Below are 21,016 nucleotides of genomic sequence, written 5' to 3' on the forward strand. Positions count from 1 at the left end.
GATTGCAGTCCTCGTTAGGCCGTGACGTGCTTGGTCTCCAGATACCGATGGTGTGGCATCGCGACCTGCCATACCTGGTCGCGCACGGTGCGACAATGATTCACGATGACCGGGTCGGTGGTGGCTGCGCCGCCGGCGAACCGGCCGCCTGGCTCGAACACCGTGAACACCACGAAGTTGTTATCGAAGAGCCAGAAGTCGTCTGCCGACAACGTGTCTGGACTGATCAGGTGACGTGGAAGCCATCGGACATCCTCGCCAGCCGCGATGTTGTGCTCGGCGACGTTGAGACCCCACCGCGTGTAATCGCCGTGTGGAACCGTAACCACTCGCGCTCTCCGGACTACGCGACCCGTACTGGTCGCGTTACGAACTAGGTTCAACCACGGCTGAAACCACTCGAAGTCGTCGTGCTCACCGGTGAGGAACAGGTGAAACGGCCCCGACTCTTCTGGCGTGGTGTAGGTGTCCTGGACTTCAAGGTGGAACGCGTCGCGCTTGAAATCGCGGAAGAGCGCATCGAACGCGTCACCCTGTAGTAGTTCCACTGACCCAAACCTCCTTCTTCGTCGGGACCTCGATGCAGGTTTCGTGCCCGGGGATGTCCATCTGCGCCAACGCCTCGGCGTCGGTCACGAGCTCGCCGTAGAGGAGGAAGCTCCCGCGACCGGTGTCGTCGAGATGGGTGCCCAAGCATTTCCCCTTCTCGACGTGTCCCAGCAGGCGGTGGGGAATCTCGATCCATGTTGGGTGTCCCTCGACCTTCCATCCCTGCACCACGTAGGTGCCGCGGTCGGTGGCGTACAAGGTCGGCGAGCCTCCACCCTGTGTCTCTGTGCCGAGGAACGTTAGCTGCATGGCTACCCCTTCCACCAGTGAGGTGCGCGAGTTTGCTTGGCCACGTAGATAGTGGTCTCACCAGTAACAATCAGTCAACAACCGCCCGCACGGAAAGGGTATCTTCGAGCAAACTCAAGCAAACTTCTGGCCCCGGCGCAGCCCTCGGCTCTAGCGTGATCATCACCGTGCTGATCCGCTTCACCACGACCGATAGCGCGCTGAATCAAGCGCGACATGACATCTGCATTGCGGACCGGCGCCACATCGCATCAGCAAACGTCGAGCACGAGATTGGACGAACAGCCAGGTGGACGCAGGCGGCAACGACAAGAAGACCGCGGATTCCCTGTCCTCAGCCGAAAGTGATTCCCCGGCTCCGGAACACGTGAAGAGGGCCAGGGACGCGATGATTGAACAACTGCGGGACCTGAATGCTGTCCGCTCCGATCGAGTCGCGGCGGTCTTCCGCAAGGTCGATCGCCATGCCTTCGCGCCGGGGGTGCCGTTGGACGAGGTGTATGCGGCGACGACCGCGGTGAAGACGAAGTGGGACGAGCATGGGGCTGCGGTCAGCTCGATCAGCGCACCACAGATCCAGGCCTTCATGTTGGAACAGGCCAGCGTTCAGCCAGGAATGCGGGTGCTGGAAGTTGGCTCGGGCGGCGTCAACGCCGCGATGCTGGCGGAACTGGTCGGCGAGTCCGGCAGCGTGACGACGATGGACATCGACCCCGAGATCACACGCCGGGCGCGCAAGTTCCTGGACACAGCCGGCTACTCCCGCGTTCGCGTCGTCCTCGGCGACGCCGAGGAGGGGCTTCCCGACGGCAGCCCATTCGACGTAATCCTGGTGACCGTGGGCTGCTGGGATATTCCGCCCGCATGGTTCGAGCAGCTGATCGACGGGGGACGGCTCGTCGTTCCACTGCGGATGCGCGGGATCACACGTTCGTTGAGCTTGCGACGCGCAGGTGATCATCTGGTGTCGGATTCGGCCGAAGTCTGTGGCTTCGTGAAGATCCAAGGCGAAGGTGCGCATCAGGAGCGGATGCTGCTGTTGCACGGGGATCGGATCGCGCTGCGTTTCGACGACGACACCTATCCATCCGGTCCGCACCAGCTCGACGGTGTGCTGGCGAACGACCGCGCAGACACATGGTCGGGAGCGACCGTCGGTGGAAAAGAGTCTTTCGACTCGTTGCCCCTGTGGCTGGCCACCGCGTTGCCCGGGTTCTGTCTGTTGTCCGTCGACAGCGACTACGTCCCGTCGGATGGTGGTCCGGTCATGGCTGTCGAGGGTGGTCGATGGTTCCCGTACGCCCACGTTTACCACGGTGATTCGTTCGCCTACCTCGCCAGCCGTCGGGTGCGGCCGGGTGTGTTTGAGATGGGTGCGCACGGCTTCGGCCCCCATGGCCATGCCGCAGCGGAGGCACTGTCCGAGCAGATCCGCACCTGGCACGACCACTATCGGCACGGACCCGCTCCTGAAATCACCATCTGGCCTCAAGACACCCCAGATGACCTGATTCACCTGCCCGAGGCTGGCGGACGACCGGGGCCACCACTACGGCCGTGATCGACAAGCGTCACACCCGCATCTCGATCTCCTGGCTGCCGCCGACTGCCTGACCCGGGTGGGTCAGTGGTCATGGCCAGGTCTTTCAAGCAAACCGACAAAGAAAGAACCAGAATATGCTTAACAATACCAAAACGTTGCCCCGCCCCGCGACTCCCGACACGACGGTCGGCCTCGGCGCCGGCACGACCGCCGAGGATTTCACCCTTAACTTCCAGGTGATTGAGGCCGCGTACCCGTTGGCGAAGTTGACCTGCGACACCAGTGACGGCTGCGGCCAGACATGCTCGACCAGCGCCTGCAACAGCCAGGCCAACAACCCCTCCTGATCATTGCAAACCCGGGTGCGTTGACGCCCCTTCCCCGACACACGGCGTCAACGCACCCGCCCCTTTTCGCTCCACGTCGACGCCGTTGCTGATGCGGAAATCCCGCGAGGAGGTCTACGCACATGGCAGTACCACGGCACTTCCGCCACGCCGGATTGGTAGTGGTGCGCGCCAGCACCGATCCCGGCGGACTGTGTCTGCCCAGGATGGACCTACACACCGCAGACGGCGCCGAGACGATCGGCCGCGCATGGCTGGCGCGAATGTGGGAGCGCGAAACCGTGCGCACGGCGCTGCACGTGGCGAGCCCCGCCTTGTGCGAGCGAATTACTGCTGCCCTCTCCGGTGCCCATTTAGAACGTCGGCAGTGGCGACGGCTGCTGATGGCGGTGTGCTCGTACGTGCTGCGGTGGCGTGGCAGGCCCACCCCGTTCGGCATGTTCGCCGGCATCACCACTGCCACGGTCGGGCCCTTCGCGCGGGTCAAGTTCGGCGAGAACCACGCGGCCCATCCGCGGGTCGATCCGGCCTGGCTTGCCCATGTGATCTCCCGCCTAGAGCACGACTCCAGCGTGCTGGCGAACCTCTGGCTGATGGTCAACAACGCGGGTGTGCACCGTGGGAACCAGTTAGTCGTGCCCAAACCCATACCCCAGGGGCCGGTGGGCGAGACCATGGAACGGCTCGCCGCGGATCTCGGCGCGGTCGAGCTGGCGCTGCAATGCACCCGCCCGGTAGCCGCCGTCCTCGCCGCCACCGCTCAACCCGTACGCGGGCACGAGCTGATCACAAAGCTCGAACGCGACTTCGCGGCCTCGCGCGAGCAGATCACCACGATGCTGACCGGGTTGATCGACCACCAAGTTCTCGTCACGAACCTGCATGCCCCCGCCACCAGTACCGATCCGGTGGAGCACCTGGCCGCCCAACTCGACATTCTCCTGCAGCACGCCGAGGAAGATGGACAGGATCGCGAGTGGGGGCGGGTCGCGGCGGTCCGCGACGCCCTGCGCGCTCGACACGATGACCTGTCCGCGCCCGATCGCGATCCCGCTGCCTCGCTTTCCCTCGCCGCTCACCCCGCGGAACGAAGCGACAGCGCCCTTGACGAAGGCGACGACGTTGGAACGGCCGCTCCGGACCTGCTGCCGACCACGCCACCACGACTGGCCGTCGATGTCGCAGTCGACGGTCATCTCGAACTTCCTGCCACGGTGCTGCGGGAGGCCGAGACCGCAGCATCCACGTTGTTGCGGCTGACCCGCAGTCCTTTTGGTAACGCCGCGTGGCGGGACTACCACCAGCGCTTCCGCGACCGCTACGGAGCGGGCGCCGTCGTGGGAATCCGCGAACTGGTCTCCGATGCCGGTCTGGGCTATCCCAGGGGATTCCTCGGCGCCGCCCGCGACCAACCGGTGCGGCCCTTGACTGACCGCGACGCCGCTCTCCAACGGATCGTCCAGGAAGCCGTGCTCGACCGACGCACCGAAATCGTCTTGTCCGAGGAGCTGATTGATCAGCTCACTGTCGGCAACCACGCTGAGCTGATCCCTCCCGAGCGGGTAGAACTCGCCTTCACCCTGCACACCTGTTCCGCCGAGGCGTTGCGGCACGGACGGTTCCAGTTATGGGTCAGCGGCGCCCCTCCCGCCTCCTGCAGCATGATTGGCCGCTTCACACCCCTGCTTGATGAGCAGGCCCGTGACCGCTTGGCAGGTAGCTACGCTGCGTCGGACCCCGACGTGATGGTGGCCCAGGCATCGTTCCCACCTCGCCGGTTGCACAACGACGCGGTCACCCGCGTCCCGCGCCTGATGCCCTGGCTGCTGCCCATCGCCGAACACCGCCCTGTCGAGAACGATTCGGCCAGCACCCCTGGCCTTCTTGCTCTCGACGACCTGGCGGTGACCGCGAGCGCAACGCAGTTCTTCTTGATCCACCGTCCCACCGGCAAGCAGGTCCAGGTCCACGTGCCGCACGCTCTGGAAACGACGGTGTTCACCCCACCCTTGGTCCGGTTCCCCGCCGAGCTGGCCACAGCGCGCAGCGCGGTGTGGGGGCCGTTCGACTTCGGCGCTACCCGAACTCTGCCATTCCTGCCGAGAATCCGGGTCGGGCGAAGTGTGCTTGCACCCGCACGATGGCTCCTGGACACTGCAGATCTCCCCGGGCCGAAGGCCAACCCGCGCGACTGGCACGACGCCTTCGCCGCGTGGCGACACCGATGGCGTGTCCCCGCACACGTGGTGATGTGCGAGGGCGAGCAGCGCCTGCCACTCGACCTCGACGACCCCACCCAACGCGGCCTGCTACGTGCCCGCCTGCACAGCAGCAGCACGTCGGTGGAGCTACGCGAAGCGGGCGAGCCCGCCGGCCACCGATGGCTTGGGCGAGCATGCGAGTTCGTAGTCCCCCTCACCGCGTGCCCGCAGCGATCCGGACAGCACCCCTCACACCCGCCGCAACAGACAGCGCACGCCGATCGCGCCATGCCCGAAAAAACCGGCGGCCACAGCGTCTGCAGCCCTGGTACGCCGGGGGCGTCGTCACTCCTGAGAGCACAGGTCGAGGGCCATCCCCAACGGTTCGACGACATTCTCACCGCTCATCTGCCGCGGTTGTACGACCGCGTCCAGGACACCGCGGTGCGAGTGTGGTTCCGTCGTTGCAATGACACCACCCGGCCCGAGGCCGACCACTACCTTCAACTCGATGTGCGGCTGGCCAGTGCCGATCACTACGCAACGGTCGCAGCCGAGATCGCCGCGTGGGCGAACGAGTTGCGGGACGCCAGACTCGCTGCCCAGCTCAGCTTCCACACAGCATGGGTGCAGGTCGGCAAGTATGGCCCAGACATTCCGACGGCAGAGCGGGTATTCGCTGCCGACTCAGTCGCTGCGCTGGCCGAGCTCAGCCTGGCTCATAACGCACAGGTGCCCGTCCAGGCGGTGGCCGCAGCGTCAATGGCCGACCTAGCGACCGCGCTTGCCCAGACGCCCCACCGGGGATGGGAGTGGCTGATCACCGTGCTCGGGCAGCACCACGGTCGCAACGACAGCGGCCTGCGCGAGCACGCCCTTCACCTCGCGCAACGCCTTGGCCACGCCACCAACGAACCGCGAGCACACCACACTCCGACTGAGGCGGCGGTGCTCACCGCGTGGGCGCACCGCCGGAGCGCCCTGGTGGACTACCGAGCACACCTCGACCGCGACCCATCGACCGTGCTGCGGGCACTGCTGCATGACCACTTCGTCCGCACGGTCGCGGTCAACCCCGAACAGGAAGAAGCCACCAATCACCTCGTCCGCGCGATCGCGTTGCGCACCAGAGCACTTGTCTCGCGGGAACGCCCATGATCTCCCTGTCCCAGCTTCGTAGCGGCGCCGAACACGTGCTGCTCAAGCGGTTGACTCGCCCGCTCGAAGTACCGGACATGACCGAGTGCCGCCGAGAGACGCAGTCGTTGGCGCGTGGAGCGGCCGGCATCGCGCTGTGGCACATCCACCAAGCGCACCAGGACGATCCAGACGCACGGAAGCGGGTACATCACTGGGTACAGGCGGCACTCGCCGAACCGGTCAGCAACGCCGAAGCTGCGGGGCTCTTCGCCGGACTGCCCGCCATCGCTTTCGTCTTGCACGCTGCGGAAAGAATCATCCCCGAATACCGGCCCGTGATCGAGGAATTCGATGCTCATCTGATCGCGCTGACCCATCGCCGTGTCGATGCAGCACTGGCCCGGATCGACCGGGAAGAAGTGACCTCGTTCGCCGAGTACGACCTCCTGCGCGGGCTAACTGGCATCGGCCAGGTGCTGCTGAGCTTCCTGCCCGGCAACGACGCCTTGGAGCGAGTCCTGCGGTATCTCGTGCGGTTGACCGAACCAGTGCAGGTCAGCGGCGACACCCTGCCGGGCTGGTGGGTCGGCCACGACCCCGATCCATCGTTGCCGACACCGGGTGGGCACACCAACCTCGGGCTCGCGCACGGCATCAGCGGTCCTCTGGCATTGATCGCAACCGCCATGCGGGCCGGAATTTCCGTCGACGGCCAGGATGAAGCCATCAGCACCTTGTGCGCCCATTTCGACCAGTGGCGTCAGGTTACCGGGACAGGTTCGTGGTGGCCGTACTGGATCAACCGCGAAGACTACGCCCGCGGACGAATCGAGGAGCACGTCCCAGGCCGGCCGTCGTGGTGTTATGGCACACCTGGCATCGCCCGCATTCAACAACTCGCCGCGCTCGCCGTCGGCGACACCACCCGACAGCGCAGCGCCGAGACCGCGTTGACTAGCTGCCTCGCCGATGACGCGCAACTGAACCTGATCACCGACCTCGGGCTCTGCCACGGCTGGGCCGGGCTGTACTACACCGCCGCCTGCGCAGCCGCCGACGCCCACACACCGGCACTCGCCGATCGCCTGCCGTTCCTGGCCCAGCGCCTCATCCAGCACGCAACGAACCGCCGACCACCCGAGGACGGATTCCTCGACGGCGCCGCAGGCATCGCCCTGGCTCTCAGCGCGGCCACCGACAACCACGCTTCCAACACCACATCCGGATGGGACCGATGCCTGCTCATCAACTAGCCACCACGGTCACCAGAGCCGGCGTACCTGCAGATGCCCTGACCGCTGCTGTGCACAGCGTCCTGGCCGGCACGCCGCTCGCAGAGACCGCCGCACAACACGGACTGACCTCCGCAGACCTGGACGACGCGGTGGAGACCTATTGCCAAGCGGGGGCCACCGCCCTCTACGACCGGACCGCGGACGCCGGCTGGTGGCAGGCGCACCTGGAGTTCGCCGACTGGGCACACGCCGAAAACATCGCCGCCACTTGTCTTGAGCCCCACCTACGCAGCTGGTGCGCGAACGGACTGCTGGACGCGTGGTGGTTTATTCGCAAAGCACCCTGCTGGCGCCTCCGTCTTCGCACGCACCTCGCCAACAAGACAGACACGCCCACCACGACCGTTGCGGCCTTGTTCGACCAGCTCGTAGACGCCGGGCATCTCCTCCGGTGGTGCCCCACCCATTATGAACCGGAAGCCCTGGCATTCGGCGGACCGGTGGGGATCGCCATCGCTCACGACCTGTTCAGCGCCGACAGCGCTAATCTGCTCGAATACCTCCGCGCCGATGAACATCCCCTCGGCCGGCGTGAGCTGTCCCTACTGCTGTGCACGGGACTCTTCCGAGCCGCTGGTCTGGAATGGTACGAAGCTGGCGACGTCTGGCACCGGGTCACCTGCCTGCGCAGCGATCCGAACCACACCAGCACCGACCACGGCCACCACACCACATTGAGCCGCCAGCTGCGGACCCTGCTGACATATGACACCCGACCCGCCGGGCCGATCTTCGGACCGGACGGCGCTATAGCCGCGCTCCGGCCATGGGCCAAAGCATTCCACAACGCCGGACACGCCCTCGCCGCAGCAGCAAACCAAGCCAGCCTGCATCGCGGACTCCGAGCGACCCTGGCCCACCACGTGATCTTCCACTGGAACCGGCTCGGACTCGACGCCGCAACGCAGCACGCGCTCGCCCACGCCGCCACCACAGCCATCCTCCAACCCTCCGAAGAGGACAGACGAGCGACCTCGCGCTGATCATCCGAAAGCACGTAACCGAACCCAACAAGGGACAATCGTGCCTCTGATCGACATCTTTGATCTTCTGCCAGACGTGTGTAGACACTCGTCCACCAGTGTTGATCTCCGTTTCATACCCATGGCTTGTTCTGTTTATTGGCTACGTTCCTTTGAAAGCGCAGGGTGATGGAAAGTGCGCATGGACGTGAACTCCACCATGGACAGTCCCAGCCTGAACTGCCACATGAGCCTGGTCGGCCAATGGATTCTGGGTGCCGGGCTCGCTCAACGACGGCGCTCCGTACGGGTGGGTCTTGGGACGTGTGTTCGGGTCATGGGGTGAGTCCGTCCAGCGGTTGGGGGAGACTGGAGACCGTGTCTGCGCTGGCGTGCAGTCACGGTTCCAGCCCTTGGGCTTGTGGTCGTAGTTGGTGGTGTGGTTGGCTGCTGCCACTTCGTTGGGGCAGCAGCCAGCCGCGACCCGTCCTGGTGGCGCGGAGACACAGAACGGGCCGAGATCAGTGCTCGGTTACAGGAGACCGAATGCCTGGTGCCCCTGGATCACGCGAGGTGCGCGATCTCCAAGGCGGTGGCGATGTGTATCAACCAGTCGCCAGCGATCTGGTTGATGCGGTCGCGGAGCGCGTACGGGCCGGCTTCCGCAACGGTGTGGGAGCTGTCTTCGCGCTGCCACCAGACCACCCACGAGTCGGCAGCTCCGGAGTGGGTGATGAATATGTGCGCGACCCCGCCGTCGTCGGAACAACTGTGGTACCGAACATTCGGCATCGCTCTGTATAGCGCCGTGCGGAAGTCACCGAGGTACACCGGAGGCAGCAGCGTACGGTGGTGCTGCTGCCCTCGCGCTTCTTCCAGCACGGATGACGGGGGCTCCATCACGAGCATGTCGATCGACCTCGAATATCAGACTGTCGGTGAACGGAACTCGGGGAAGCAATCCGGTGGCGTCTTGGCGATCCATCAGCCGTGCGGCGGTCAGCGGTTCGCGGCTGAGGAGATGCCGTTCGATGCGCAAGGCCAGGTCCAGCGAAATCCTGGGACTGGCCAAGCACAGCGGGCACACCGACAACCAGCTCGGCAATGGAACCGAACGGCGGAGGCGAACCCAATCGTCGCCGAGCCGCAGATCGCACAACGCCCGGTGAATACCGAGTGACGAGGTGGGGGACTCCGCGGTGCACACGAGGTGCACGTGGACCACTCGGTGATCGCCGTTCCGTACGATCCATATGCCACGCGGGGTTACTGGTGGCACTGAATAGCGGCGAGGAGATTCAGACGACACCGGAGTTCGAAAGGGCTGCCTCATCGGCACAAACACTCGGCCGGTTCCGGCGCGGCGGCATCCGGGGTCGGTTCGTTGGCTCGCCGCTCAGCGGCGCATACGTCGCGCTGCAGCAGTGGAAATCCGTGAATGCACTCCAACCCTGCGGTGCCCTGGGCTTTCCAGCTGGAGCAGCAGTGCCCGGACTTGGTTGCCCGCCGCCGCTGAGCTGAGCTTGGCTGCAGCGTTGCGATGAACGGCAGATGTCCCATCGGTCAGCCTCTCGTTGAGATCGATCAGCGGGTGGTGCCAGCGGATGTCCCAGGCCGCAGGCCATCGCTGCACCGGAGATCGCAAGCGGCGGATCAACATGCACGTGCCGGTTCGTAGAGGGCCACGACGTCGGTGAGGTCAAGTCGAGCAGCGGTGGACTGCACCGCTAGGTCGGTGCGATCCACAATCAGCAACCATTCCCCGGTGGTGTCGCTGCGAATCTCTAGCGTGGAGTGGGCGAGCTGGTAGCGGGTTCGGTCCTTCTCCGAGGAAGGCCAGGCCTCGAACCCGTTGAGCAACCGGACCTTCCGGTGCACCTCGTCCGGGTCTACGTCGGGAACAGCTGCCCACCAATAGCTTTTACCCGAGACAGGCGGGGTGGGGCGCGGTGGCGGGCTGGCGGCTTTCATTTCGCCGCCCCCTGCTGGATGGATCGGGGTGATGACCCCTTCGGAATCGTTGAATCCGAGGCGTCGGGCACCGTCGCGTGCGAGAGCTTCTGTGGTGCCGTTGACAAACAGCACCGGGCGTTCGTCAGCAAATAGCTCCACGCTGCACGAACCGAGTTCATATGCTTCTGGACACGAGACCTTCGGTAGCGGTCGTGCCTGGATGCCTCGCAGTGTGTGTCTGACGGCGTCGAGGAACACCGGCACGTGGGTCCAGCGGTACGTCATGGCGGTCATCTCGGTTCCTTTCGCGGAAGGAGCGGACCCGGTCCCGGGGGCCGCGACGGCGACGGGTCGGGACCGCAGGAGCCAGTTGAAGACGCGTGTAGGCGCTCAGCTCCGTGCAGTTTGTGCGGTTCAGCGCGCCTTCACCTGGCGGATTCGCGACATCAACGGGGGTGCCGGTACTGCGCGAAGCAGCACTCTGGCGCTGGCTCGACGTACCGGCGTGTCGAAGGCGTCGCGCCGCTGACTTTGCTGACAGGGCCTGTCGTTGGCGATCTCTCCGAGAGATACGCTGGCCAAGGCACAACGCGATTCGTATCTCGCTGAGAGATATGTGCAGCTCAGCGCGATAGAGTATGCATGGGTATGCGACCATATAGGACAGAAAAATGAAGCCGATGCGCTCTTGCCATTCGTGTGGTGGCCGTCTCGCGCGCGATCACGATGGCCGGTACTGCAGTCCCTGCGAGCGCAAACATCCGCCCGTGGTGGCCCCGCCTGATCCTCCCCCCGACTTCTGGGTTTGCGAAGAGGTCCGGGAAGCTGCGCGCGATCAACACTTCGGCCGCCTGCTTAGGCTGTACCGGCACGCGTTCTCACCCGTGATCACACAGCCACAGCTCGGGGAATGGCTTGGTGTTGTGCAGAGTCGGGTCAGCGTCATCGAACGCAGCGCCGAGCCCCGCGACTTCCAGCAGATGCGGAACTGGGCTACCTTGCTCGGCATCCCGGAGTCGCTGCTGTGGTTCCGAACAGCGCGGTCAGCCACAGTCGCGGCGGCTTCACCTTCACCGCAGGTACCGGAATCCGTGTCGCAACCGCAGGCGTCGGTCCTGTTCTCGACAAGGCCACCAAGCGCCATCGAGGCAGTTCGGGCGAAGATCGACGAGTTTCAGGAACTTGACCGCAAGCACGGGGGCGGGGCCACCTACCCGGCCGTCACGCAGTATCTCAACCACATCATCGCCAGCCGGCTGGTCGATGTCGATCACGGCGGAACGGAGCTGTTCAGCGCAGCAGCGTCAGTGAGCTCAATCGCGGGATGGATGGCGCACGACTCGGGACAGGATCAACGTGCCCACGCACACTTCGAACGTGCGGAGCGGCTCGCCCTCGCTGCCTGCGACCCGGCGCTGGACGCCAACGTCTTCGCCGCACAAGCCCACCTCGCAATCCAGACCAGCAAGCCCTCCGACGCGATCCTGCTCGCCGAAGCAGGCCTGGACCCAATGCCGCGTAGCTTAAGTTGATCATGGTGTTGAGCTGGGTTTCTGTGGGTATCGCGGTGTGGCGGCGTGATCGTGGGTGGTGGTGTGGTCTGATCATGATCCGTGACCTCAGGTGTGACGGTGGCGCCGGATCAGGTGTCGTTGGGTGTGCTGGTTTCGGCGGTGCCGCGGGATGTGATTGACCTGGCGGTGGCTGCGCGTGGTGTCGGTGCGAAGCGTTCGGGTGGGACGTTGCCGCCGCATGTGGTGGCGTATCTGACGATGGGATTGTGCTTGTTTCCCGACGATGACTATGAGGAGGTCGCCATGAAGGTGACCGGGTCGTTGTCGCGGTTCGGCTGCTGGGACGCGTCGTGGCAGGCGCCGACATCCAGTGGGATCACCCAGGCGCGTAAGCGGTTGGGTTCGGCGGTGCTGGCCGATGTTTTCGAGGGCGTGGCGCAGCCGGTGGCCACAGTGGACACTCGGGGAGCGTGGCTGCGGCACTGGCGGTTGCTGGCGATCGATGGGTTCGATGTGGATCTGCCGGACAGCAGGGACAACGCGGAGGCCTTCGGCTACGCCGGGTCCGGCAAGAACCGGTCGGCGTTCCCGAAAGCGCGGGTGGTGGCCCTGGCCGAGTGTGGTACGCACGCGTTTGTGGCCGCGGAGGTCGGGGCGTGGTCGCAGGGGGAGGCGACGCTGGCCGCCCGGCTCTACCCGCGGCTGCACCCGGACGAGTTGCTCACCGCGGACCGCAATTTCTACTCCTTCGACGCCTGGGCCGCCGCGGTGCGCACCGGGGCGGCGTTGTTGTGGCGGGCTCCGACCCAACTGCGGCTGCCTGTCGTGGCGGTCTTGTCCGACGGGACCTACGTCTCGGTCGTGATCAACCCGGCAATCCGGGGCGCCCACCGGGAGCGCATCATCGCCGCTGCCTGTGCCGGGACCGAGCTGGACCCTGACGAGGCCCACCTGGTCAGGGTGGTCGAATATGACGTGCCCGACCGGGACGGTAACGGCACCGGCGAGTTGATCGTGCTGCTGTCCACGATCCTCGATCCCGCCCAGGCACGGGCTGATGAACTGGCCGCCGCTTACCACGGCCGGTGGGAAGAGGAAACCGCCAACGACCAGCTCAAGACCCACCTCCGCGGACCCGGACGCATCCTGCGCTCGCGACTACCGGAGCTGGTCCGCCAGGAAATCTGGGCCTGGCTGACCGTGCACTACGCCCTGTCCGTGCTCATCGCCCGCGCCGCCGAGGCCGCCGACATCGACCCAGACCGGATCAGTTTCACCCGCACACTGCGCCTCGTCCGCCGTACCGCCACCGGTACGGCGGCTTTTCCCCCCTGAGGACTGGAACACCGCCCTACCCGAGATCCTGGCCGAAATCGCCCGCAAGCCCAACCCCGTCCGACGGCACCGCACCTGCCCCCGCGCGGTCAAACGCGCTCGCCACAACAACTACCGCATCAAAAAACCCGACGAGCCCGCAAGCACCCGCCACCCCGCACCGGCCACCATCCACCTCTACAAACTCCAACCCCGCGCAGCATGATCAACTTAAGCTACGTGGCATTGGGCCTGGACCAGCTTCGCGGACGACGGTGCGCCACGAACGCTGAAGGAGGATTTGGTGTAGAAGACGAATTCTTTGGATGCGGTGTTGCACTGGTGATGGAGGTATGGCCCTCCGGGGTCGCTGTGCAGGCGGAGATCCCAAATCACCGCAAGCTGCGTCGGTGAATGAGCCGGGGTGGTGAGCGTTGCGGAAAAGGCGTCCTTGATGGCGTCAGATGGGAACCGAGAAGGCGAACGTGAGTGAACCACTGAGGAAGTGTCGTAAGCGAAGCGACGACATCGAAACCGGGGTCCCGTTGTTGCCCCGGGATAAGTCAGGGGGAGACCTGTTTACTGCCCTGGCGGTGTCCGGCATAAAGGTGGCGCGAGCTCGGTTCAGGCTCCAGTGCGAAACGTGGGAACGCCTCGCCCCGATAGGGCCGACCGGGTGTTGGACCGGTCGGCGAGAGGGAGAACCCCAAGCAGCGGAAACTGCGAGGGGCAGAGTACCGACGCGGGGCAGGCGGGCGGACCGTCCTGTAGTAGTGATGAAGCCTGGTAATGCGGGCGGAGCGAAGGGGACGGGTTGCTCTGGTTCGTTCGGCGATCAACCAGCCGTGCTGGGAGGAGTCGGGTGAGCGAACCGAGGTCTCAGGACAAGCCGTTTGATATCTCCAAGTGGGTTGTGTGGGAGGCGTATCAGAGGGTCAAGGCCAACAAGGGCGCGGCTGGGGTGGATGATGTGTCGATCGCCGAGTTCGAACAGGACCGCGATAAGCACCTGTTTCGTATTTGGAACCGCATGTCGTCCGGGAGTTATTTTCCTCCTCCGGTCAAGGCCGTGGAAATCCCCAAGGCTGGCGGAAAGGGAGTGCGGTTGCTCGGCGTGCCGACGATCGCGGATCGAGTCGCTCAAACGGTCGCCAGAATGTATCTGGAACCGAAGGTCGAACCGGTCTTCCATCCGGATTCCTACGGTTATCGACCGGGGAAGTCCGCGTTGGACGCGGTCGGAGCGTGTCGCAGACGTTGCTGGAAGGCGGACTGGGTTATCGACCTGGACATCAAAGCCTTCTTCGACAGCGTTCCGTGGGACCTCATCCTCAAAGCCGTGGAGCATCACACCGACCAGAAGTGGATTCTGTTGTATATTAAGCGGTGGCTGCAAGCCCCGCTGCAACAACCGGATGGCACGCTGGTCGAGCGGAATCGTGGAACTCCCCAGGGTTCGGCGATTTCCCCATTGCTGGCGAACCTCTTCATGCACTATGCGTTCGATGCGTGGATGACTCGGGAGTTTCCGAACATTCCGTTCGAGCGCTACTGTGATGATGCGGTCGTGCACTGCGGAAGCCAGCGGCAAGCCCGCTGGGTGCGAGACGCCATCGCGGCCCGGTTGGCGCAGGTCGGTCTGGAATTGCACCCGGACAAGACGCGCCTGGTGTACTGCAAGGACGCTGACCGGCGTGACGATTATGAGGTCACGTCGTTCACATTCCTCGGGTACACATTTCGTCCCCGGCTGGCCAAGAACAAACACGGGAAGCATTTTGTGAGCTTCCTGCCCGCGGTCAGCAAGGAGGCGGTCAAGGCCATGGGACGGGAAATTCGTTCCTGGCACTGGGCCAAACGCAGTGACAAGTCTCTCGACGACCTTGCACAGATGTTCAACAGCGTAGTGCAGGGATGGATCAATTATTATGGGCGCTTCTACAAGTCCATGTTGTATCCCCTCCTCCGTAGACTCAACAGACACTTGGTCCGGTGGGCCTGCCGGAAATACAAACGGTTAAAACGCCGAGAACGCCGGGCCATGCGCTGGCTCGCCGAGGTGGCCAAGCGGTCACCCCGTCTGTTTGCGCACTGGCGGTTCGGGTTACGTCCTGACGGCTGGGCAATGGGAGCCGGATGAATCGAGAGGTTCAAGTCCGGTTCTGCGAGAGCCGGGCGGTGTGATCCCGCCCGGCTACTCACCTCATGTCGCACCGCTGGCCGCTCGGCTCCATGCCCTGCGCGCTCACGCCCTTGCCCGGACCGGAGCCCTTCGTGCCAGCCTGGACGCCCTCCGAACTTCCGAGAAGGAGCTCGAACGAGCCGGAACAGATTCTCTTCCTGACTGGGTGGCACCGTTTGACGATGCCTCGCTGGCCGCCGAATCGGCCGCGACCCTCCAGACACTCGGGGACCTCAGAAACGCGGAAATGCACGCACGCTACGTGCTATATGTCCGCAGCGGCGACCGCGTCCGGGCCAGGGCATTTGGGGAACTGGCCCTCGCGCGCGTTCTGGTGAAAGGCCGCCGGATCGATGAAGCGTCCGCCCTGATGGCTACGCTCGTTGGAGTGGTCCCTAACCTGACCTCCGCACGAGTCCACCACCAGCTCCACCAGCTGGGCCAGGCACTGGCGCCATACGCTGATCTTCCAGCAGTAGCAGACGTCTTGGCTCGGTACCGCAGGGAAGGAACACGATGAGCCTGCACGATGATACTGAGCCCCAACCCGGCACCCCAGCCTGGGAACACCGGCGCGCAGGCAACGCCGAACAAGTGCGAGCGGGCAAGCGCCTCTGCTCCAAAATCCTCGTCCGGGACGAGGATGGCAACGTCCTTATCGTCAACCCGACCTACAAGCAGGGCTGGGACTTGCCTGGCGGCATGGGACGGCTGAACGAACCACCCAGCGCAACGGCCGACCGCGAATTTCGGGAAGAGCTCGGCACGGACGTGACAATCCCAGAACCACTCCAGCCGCTGATCATCGACTGGGAAGCCGCACACGGTCCGTGGGACGACCAACTCGTTTTCGTGTTCGTCGGCGTGCTCACTGCCAACCAGCGCGCACAGCTCCACATTGCTGATCCCGAGATCGATGCCTTCGAATTCATGCCCGTCGACACCGTTCTGACGAAACTGCATCCGGACGTTGCAGATCGATTGCAACGCGCCTTGGCCGCCGCCTCGGCTGGCCATGCAGTCTATTCCGAGACGACCACACGATCCTAACGGGACTTGGCGCTCAACACGGGAGAACGGCACTTCGACGTGATCACGCGTCGCGTGCTGCCTGCTGAAGTCCTGATGTGATGAAGGGCGGGGCCTCACTCCAGGGCGTGTGCAAGGTTAACCTGTCCGGTTTAGGTGGTTTCGGGTAGTAGGTCCAGGAGTCGTTCGGGTTTGCGGTTGCCGGCGCGGAGGGCGGGTTGGATGCCGGTGGCTCCGGTTTGGCGGTGCAGGGTGATTGCAGTGTTGCGTAAGACGGCGAGGTTCTGGGGTGCGTTGCCGGTGCGGGCCCGGTGGTGGTCCTCGTTGAAGGCGACGTCACGAACGACGTGGAATCTTCCGTCGGGTAGCGCCGGCGCATTGCTGCTAATAGATAACCCTTGAGTTCCCGGAGGGATGTCCCGTCGTCGGGCGGCCTGGACCAGGCTGTTCTTGCTCGTTCGACCATGGGGCCGTACCCGCGACCGCGCGGTCGCCGGCCCCCAGGGCACGGTCACGGTGCGGCTGGACCGGGACCGATGCCGCTCATGTCGCGCCACGCTCGTCCTGCTCCCCGCCAACCTAGTAGCGGGCCGGTCCTACCCGCTCGGCGTGATCGGCGAGGCGCTGGTGGCCGCCGGGGCCGGCGCTGGATCTGGATCAGTGGCCACCCGGCTGGGTGTGCCGGCCGGGACCGTGCGGTCCTGGCTACGGCGCGCCCGCGGCAACGCCGAGCAGCTCTACCGGTTCGGTGTGCAGACCGTCGTCGCCCTCGCCGTTCGGGGCGCTCTCAAACTCAGCGACGATCGCCAGCTTGTACTCCAGGCTGAACACCCGCCGCGTAGGCGGTGCGGCAGGATCAGGCTGCTGAGCCGGCTGGCCGGGCCTGTCAGATGATCACGCCCTCGAATCTGAGTGCTACCGCAGTCTGACGTCGGGATGTCCTATGGGGGCTCAACGCAGTCATGGAGACCGCCTACCGGTCCGCCGGCGACCAGGACACGTTGACCACCGCGTTCGTGTCCGCCATCGCCGAGCACCCGAACGAGGTCGCCGGCACCGCCTATGCCTGTGCCGCCATGACACATAACGCAGTGCAAGCGCTGGCGGTCATTCCTGGAACTACGCCTCTGGAACCGGCGCTGACCGAGCCTGCCATGTAACTCTCCGAAGCAACGACGGATCGGCACGCTCAGGACGTCCTCCACCCAGGCAACCGCGAGCGCGAAATGTGCCTGTACTGACTGTGAGTGTTCTGATCGGTTATAGTCACCAGCCACAGGCGTTGATCCGGCCATCACCGGGAAGCCTCCGGAAGAACGGGCAGCTTTGGATGCCTCAGTAGAACCGGACGGGAGTCGCCCGTCAGCGCGGCTGAATGAGCGGCGCCCACTGTCTTGGTGGGCGCAAGCGGGGTGGTACCGCGGAGTACGGGCCTATGTGTCCGTGGCTTCGTCCCCGTGTGGCCAGTTGATCAACTGGCCGTACGAGAGCGACGAGGGCCGAGGAGTGCTCCACCATGTCCCAGACCGTCCCCGGCGGGTCACCGTTTGCTGCGTTGCCCGCCAAGGTCGACCTTCCCGAGTTGGACCGCCGTGTCATCGATTGGTGGAAAACCAACGATGTCTTCGCACGTAGCCTCGCCCAGAGTGCAGAGGGGCCGAGCTGGGTCTTTTACGAAGGCCCGCCGACTGCCAATGGCAGTCCCGGCGCCCACCACGTCGAGGCTCGTGTCTTTAAGGACATCTTCCCCCGCTTCAAGACTATGAAGGGCTTCTCGGTCCCGCGTCGTGCCGGTTGGGATTGTCACGGTCTGCCGGTGGAGCTGGCGGTCGAGAAGGAACTGGGGATCAGCGGCAAGCCAGACATCGAAAAGTTCGGTGTTGCGGAGTTCAACGACCGCTGTCGGGAGTCGGTACAGCGCTACGTTGGTGAGTTCGAGGCGCTGACCGAACGCATGGGTTACTGGATTGACCTCGAACAGCCGTACCGGACGATGTCGCCCGAGTACGTCGATAGCGTGTGGTGGGCGTTGCAGCGGATCTTCGCGGACGGTCGCCTTTTCGAGGACTATCGCGTCGCGCCTTACTGTCCGCGTTGCGGCACGACGCTGTCTGACCACGAGGTGGCGCAGGGCTACGAGACCGTCAAGGACCCGTCGGTATACGTGCGGTTCCCGTTGCGCTCCGCGCTGACCGGACACGACGATGTCGACCTTCTCGTGTGGACCACGACCCCATGGACACTGGTGTCGAACACCGCCGTCGCTGTGCATCCCGAGGTGACCTACGTTCTCGCTCGGACTGAGCGAGGTACGTTTGTAGTCGCCGAGCCGCTCGTCAAGAAAGTTCTCGGCGAAGAGGCCGAGACGCTGGCAACGATGTCGGGCTCGGACCTGGTTGGCCTGCGTTACCAGCGCCCCTTCGAGCTTGTCGACATCCCGGACGCACACGTTGTGGTCCCTGCGGACTATGTCACCACCGACGACGGCACCGGCCTCGTTCACCAGGCCCCTGCTTTTGGTGCCGACGACCTGGCAGTGTGCCGCTACAACAACCTCCCAGTAGTGAACCCGATCGCGCCGGATGGCCACTTCCTTGGCGACGTGTCACTCGTGGGTGGTGTGTTCTTCAAGGATGCGGATCCGACCTTGATCGGCGACCTGAAGAAGCGCGGCCTGCTGTTCCGGTCGCAGAAGTTCGAGCACTCGTACCCGCACTGCTGGCGGTGCCACACGCCGCTGATGTATTACGTCCAGCTGTCCTGGTACATCCGCACCACGTCGATCCGTGATCTCCTGCAACGGGAGAACCAACGCACGAACTGGTACCCGGAGCACATCAAGGACGGGCGGTTCGGCGACTGGCTAGACAACAATGTCGATTGGGCGCTGTCGCGGTCCCGGTATTGGGGTACACCGCTGCCGCTGTGGCGATGCGAGAACGACCACATCACGGCCATCGGGTCCCGCGCTGAGCTCGGCAAGCTCGCTGGCACTGATCTGTCCGGACTTGACCCGCACCGTCCGTTCATTGATGAGATCACCTTTGTCTGTCCCGAGTGTGGCGGCGCGGCCGTTCGGGTTCCGGAGGTCATTGACGCTTGGTTCGACTCTGGCTCAATGCCGTTCGCGCAGCTTGGATACCCATACAGGCAGGGAAGCGAAGCGGAATTCGAGCAGAGCTACCCAGCGCAGTACATCGCCGAAGCGATCGACCAGACACGCGGTTGGTTCTACACCCTGATGGCAGTAGGAACGCTCGTTTTCGATCGCTCCTCGTACGAGAACGTTGTCTGCCTCGGACACATCATGGCCGAGGACGGCCGCAAGATGAGCAAGCATCTGGGCAACGTCCTAGAGCCAATCCCGCTGATGGACCGGCATGGAGCCGACGCCGTGCGGTGGTTCATGGCGTGCTCGGGATCCCCATGGTCACCTCGCCGAGTCGGCCACGCGGCGTTGGAAGAGATCAGCCGCAAAGTCCTTATGACCTACTGGAACACGGCGTCCTTCTTCACTCTGTACGCCAGCCATGCGGAGTGGGCGCCTGACAACGCGGCGCCCCCGCGCGAGCGCTCGGTCCTCGACCGGTGGGTGCTTGCCGAGGTACACGCCCTGGCTCAGGCGGTCGACGAGAAGTTGGAGAACTACGACACGGCAGGAGCAGGGCGTCTACTGGGTAACTTCGTCGATGATCTGTCCAACTGGTACGTGCGCCGCTCCCGGCAGCGCTTCTGGGAAGCTGACCAAGACGCTCTGAGCACGCTGTACGAGTGCTTGAACATCGTGACCCGTCTGTTGGCGCCGTTCGTCCCGTTCATCGTTGAAGAGGTCTGGCAGCAGGTGATCCGACCCGGCGGCGCGGCCGAAGCCGAGTCCGTTCATCTCGCGACCTGGCCGGAGGCAGACGCGAGCCTCCTCGATGCCGAACTGTCCGAACAGGTGCAGCTCAGCCGAGCCCTCGTCGAGGCCGGACGTGCCGCACGCAAGTCCAGCAACCTGCGGATTCGGCAGCCGATCGGCCGCGCGCTCGTCGGCCTTCCTGCCGGAACACAGCTTCCCGATGCGCTGCTGGATGATGTCGCGGACGAGCTCAACGTGAAGCAGCTCCAGCCGCTGGCCTCAGCAGGCGAGGTCATGGATGTCAGCGTGAAACCTAATTTCCGGGTGCTGGGTAAGCGGTTCGGCAAGCAGACGCAGGCAGTCGCGAACGCTGTTCAGGCCGCTGACGCCGCCGAGCTCGTCGCGCAGCTGCGTGCCGAAGACCAGGCACGCGTCACCGTCGATGGCGAGTCTTTGGTGCTGGGGCAGGACGAAATGACAGTGAATGAAGTGCCCCTGAGCGGATGGGTGGTCGAGTCCCAGCGGGGGGCCACGATCGCGCTGGACACCGAGATCACACCCGAACTGGAAGCCGAGGGCATCGCTCGGGACGCCGTGCGGGTGGTGCAGCAGGCCCGCCGGGAGGCAGGGTTGGACGTGTCCGATCGCATTGTTCTGTCGATCGTTGCGGCTACAGAGGCTACCGCTGCCATTCGTGAGCACGAGTCTTTCCTGGCGCACGAGACGCTGGCAGATCAGGTGAACTTTGCCGACTCGCTTGATGGTGGGTTTTCCGGTAGCGTCGGCGCGGGTACCGAGATCACGGTCATCGTCACTAAGGCGTGATTCCTGATGGCC

At 64.6% G+C, this 21,016-nt stretch carries 17 protein-coding genes; 13 read left to right on the forward strand and 4 right to left on the reverse strand.

The features are described from left to right. Nucleotides 1-14 precede the first annotated feature (14 nt). Both ACRXBZ_RS35205 and ACRXBZ_RS35210 read right to left on the reverse strand, forming a co-directional pair. Entirely contained in the window at nt 15-548 is a 534-nt protein-coding gene (locus ACRXBZ_RS35205) for a DUF6879 family protein (RefSeq protein WP_433882739.1), read from the reverse strand. After that, entirely contained in the window at nt 529-858 is a 330-nt protein-coding gene (locus ACRXBZ_RS35210) for a hypothetical protein (RefSeq protein ID WP_433882740.1), read from the reverse strand. The genes ACRXBZ_RS35205 and ACRXBZ_RS35210 overlap by 20 nt, the downstream gene beginning before the upstream one ends. A gap of 388 nt (nt 859-1,246) precedes the next feature. On the opposite strand from ACRXBZ_RS35210, the gene fxlM reads away from it, so the two are divergent. From fxlM to ACRXBZ_RS35235, 5 genes are all read left to right on the forward strand, one after another. Continuing rightward, nucleotides 1,247-2,419 carry a methyltransferase, FxLD system gene (gene fxlM / locus ACRXBZ_RS35215; protein WP_433882741.1) on the forward strand — a complete coding sequence of 391 codons (1,173 nt, stop codon included), beginning with the start codon at nt 1,247-1,249 and terminating at the stop codon, nt 2,417-2,419. A gap of 116 nt (nt 2,420-2,535) precedes the next feature. After that, nucleotides 2,536-2,748 (forward strand): FxLD family lanthipeptide, encoded by a 213-nt coding sequence (locus ACRXBZ_RS35220; protein WP_433882742.1) that lies wholly within the window; start codon nt 2,536-2,538, stop codon nt 2,746-2,748. Nucleotides 2,749-2,870: 122 nt separating this feature from the next. Further along, a complete protein-coding gene (locus tag ACRXBZ_RS35225; RefSeq protein WP_433882743.1) occupies nt 2,871-6,107 on the forward strand; it encodes a lantibiotic dehydratase in 3,237 nt (1,078 codons plus the stop codon). Continuing rightward, nucleotides 6,104-7,342 carry a lanthionine synthetase C family protein gene (locus tag ACRXBZ_RS35230; RefSeq protein WP_433882744.1) on the forward strand — a complete coding sequence of 413 codons (1,239 nt, stop codon included), beginning with the start codon at nt 6,104-6,106 and terminating at the stop codon, nt 7,340-7,342. Before ACRXBZ_RS35225 ends, ACRXBZ_RS35230 begins: the two co-directional genes overlap by 4 nt. Beyond that, nucleotides 7,324-8,367 (forward strand): thiopeptide-type bacteriocin biosynthesis protein, encoded by a 1,044-nt coding sequence (locus tag ACRXBZ_RS35235; protein ID WP_433882745.1) that lies wholly within the window; start codon nt 7,324-7,326, stop codon nt 8,365-8,367. Before ACRXBZ_RS35230 ends, ACRXBZ_RS35235 begins: the two co-directional genes overlap by 19 nt. A 543-nt stretch (nt 8,368-8,910) precedes the next feature. Here the strand turns inward: ACRXBZ_RS35235 and ACRXBZ_RS35240 are convergent. Both ACRXBZ_RS35240 and ACRXBZ_RS35245 read right to left on the reverse strand, forming a co-directional pair. Beyond that, nucleotides 8,911-9,255 carry a hypothetical protein gene (locus tag ACRXBZ_RS35240; RefSeq protein ID WP_433882746.1) on the reverse strand — a complete coding sequence of 115 codons (345 nt, stop codon included), beginning with the start codon at nt 9,253-9,255 and terminating at the stop codon, nt 8,911-8,913. A gap of 744 nt (nt 9,256-9,999) precedes the next feature. Next, complete coding sequence (locus tag ACRXBZ_RS35245; RefSeq protein ID WP_433882747.1) at nt 10,000-10,593, reverse strand: hypothetical protein; 594 nt, start codon at nt 10,591-10,593, stop codon at nt 10,000-10,002. Nucleotides 10,594-10,979: 386 nt separating this feature from the next. Here ACRXBZ_RS35245 and ACRXBZ_RS35250 point away from each other — a divergent pair, with 386 nt between their 5' ends. From ACRXBZ_RS35250 to ileS, 8 genes are all read left to right on the forward strand, one after another. Beyond that, nucleotides 10,980-11,831 (forward strand): NsdA family TPR-like regulatory protein, encoded by an 852-nt coding sequence (locus ACRXBZ_RS35250; RefSeq protein WP_490885446.1) that lies wholly within the window; start codon nt 10,980-10,982, stop codon nt 11,829-11,831. A gap of 99 nt (nt 11,832-11,930) precedes the next feature. Then, the gene (locus ACRXBZ_RS35255) at nt 11,931-13,148 is read left to right on the forward strand and encodes an IS4 family transposase (RefSeq protein ID WP_433882599.1); all 1,218 of its coding nucleotides are present in this window, start codon (nt 11,931-11,933) and stop codon (nt 13,146-13,148) included. 841 nt (nt 13,149-13,989) lie between these two features. After that, entirely contained in the window at nt 13,990-15,267 is a 1,278-nt protein-coding gene (ltrA, locus tag ACRXBZ_RS35260) for a group II intron reverse transcriptase/maturase (RefSeq protein WP_433882749.1), read from the forward strand. A gap of 40 nt (nt 15,268-15,307) precedes the next feature. Beyond that, nucleotides 15,308-15,829 (forward strand): NsdA family TPR-like regulatory protein, encoded by a 522-nt coding sequence (locus tag ACRXBZ_RS42205; RefSeq protein ID WP_490885433.1) that lies wholly within the window; start codon nt 15,308-15,310, stop codon nt 15,827-15,829. Next, nucleotides 15,826-16,359 (forward strand): NUDIX domain-containing protein, encoded by a 534-nt coding sequence (locus ACRXBZ_RS35265; protein WP_433882750.1) that lies wholly within the window; start codon nt 15,826-15,828, stop codon nt 16,357-16,359. The genes ACRXBZ_RS42205 and ACRXBZ_RS35265 overlap by 4 nt, the downstream gene beginning before the upstream one ends. Nucleotides 16,360-16,752: 393 nt before the next feature. Further along, complete coding sequence (locus ACRXBZ_RS35270; protein WP_433882751.1) at nt 16,753-17,232, forward strand: hypothetical protein; 480 nt, start codon at nt 16,753-16,755, stop codon at nt 17,230-17,232. A gap of 68 nt (nt 17,233-17,300) precedes the next feature. After that, nucleotides 17,301-17,498 (forward strand): hypothetical protein, encoded by a 198-nt coding sequence (locus ACRXBZ_RS35275; RefSeq protein ID WP_433882752.1) that lies wholly within the window; start codon nt 17,301-17,303, stop codon nt 17,496-17,498. A gap of 356 nt (nt 17,499-17,854) precedes the next feature. After that, a complete protein-coding gene (ileS, locus tag ACRXBZ_RS35280; protein ID WP_433882753.1) occupies nt 17,855-21,004 on the forward strand; it encodes an isoleucine--tRNA ligase in 3,150 nt (1,049 codons plus the stop codon). Nucleotides 21,005-21,016 lie beyond the last annotated feature (12 nt).

It is taken from the genome of Saccharopolyspora hattusasensis, from assembly GCF_050972075.1.
GTDB lineage: Bacteria > Actinomycetota > Actinomycetes > Mycobacteriales > Pseudonocardiaceae > Saccharopolyspora > Saccharopolyspora hattusasensis.

Bases quoted from the DNA above. Each gene is read 5' to 3' on its own strand.
- ACRXBZ_RS35230 (WP_433882744.1), top strand. From the start codon at position 6,104: ATGATCTCCCTGTCCCAGCTTCGTAGCGGCGCCGAACACGTGCTGCTC.
- ACRXBZ_RS35225 (WP_433882743.1), top strand. From the start codon at position 2,871: ATGGCAGTACCACGGCACTTCCGCCACGCCGGATTGGTAGTGGTGCGC.
- ACRXBZ_RS35210 (WP_433882740.1), bottom strand. From the start codon at position 858: ATGCAGCTAACGTTCCTCGGCACAGAGACACAGGGTGGAGGCTCGCCG.
- ACRXBZ_RS35240 (WP_433882746.1), bottom strand. From the start codon at position 9,255: ATGCTCGTGATGGAGCCCCCGTCATCCGTGCTGGAAGAAGCGCGAGGG.
- ACRXBZ_RS35270 (WP_433882751.1), top strand. From the start codon at position 16,753: ATGTCCCGTCGTCGGGCGGCCTGGACCAGGCTGTTCTTGCTCGTTCGA.
- fxlM (WP_433882741.1), top strand. From the start codon at position 1,247: ATGATTGAACAACTGCGGGACCTGAATGCTGTCCGCTCCGATCGAGTC.
- ACRXBZ_RS35250 (WP_490885446.1), top strand. From the start codon at position 10,980: ATGCGCTCTTGCCATTCGTGTGGTGGCCGTCTCGCGCGCGATCACGAT.
- ACRXBZ_RS35265 (WP_433882750.1), top strand. From the start codon at position 15,826: ATGAGCCTGCACGATGATACTGAGCCCCAACCCGGCACCCCAGCCTGG.
- ileS (WP_433882753.1), top strand. From the start codon at position 17,855: ATGTCCCAGACCGTCCCCGGCGGGTCACCGTTTGCTGCGTTGCCCGCC.
- ACRXBZ_RS35245 (WP_433882747.1), bottom strand. From the start codon at position 10,593: ATGACCGCCATGACGTACCGCTGGACCCACGTGCCGGTGTTCCTCGAC.
- ACRXBZ_RS35275 (WP_433882752.1), top strand. From the start codon at position 17,301: ATGGAGACCGCCTACCGGTCCGCCGGCGACCAGGACACGTTGACCACC.
- ACRXBZ_RS35220 (WP_433882742.1), top strand. From the start codon at position 2,536: ATGCTTAACAATACCAAAACGTTGCCCCGCCCCGCGACTCCCGACACG.
- ACRXBZ_RS35235 (WP_433882745.1), top strand. From the start codon at position 7,324: ATGCCTGCTCATCAACTAGCCACCACGGTCACCAGAGCCGGCGTACCT.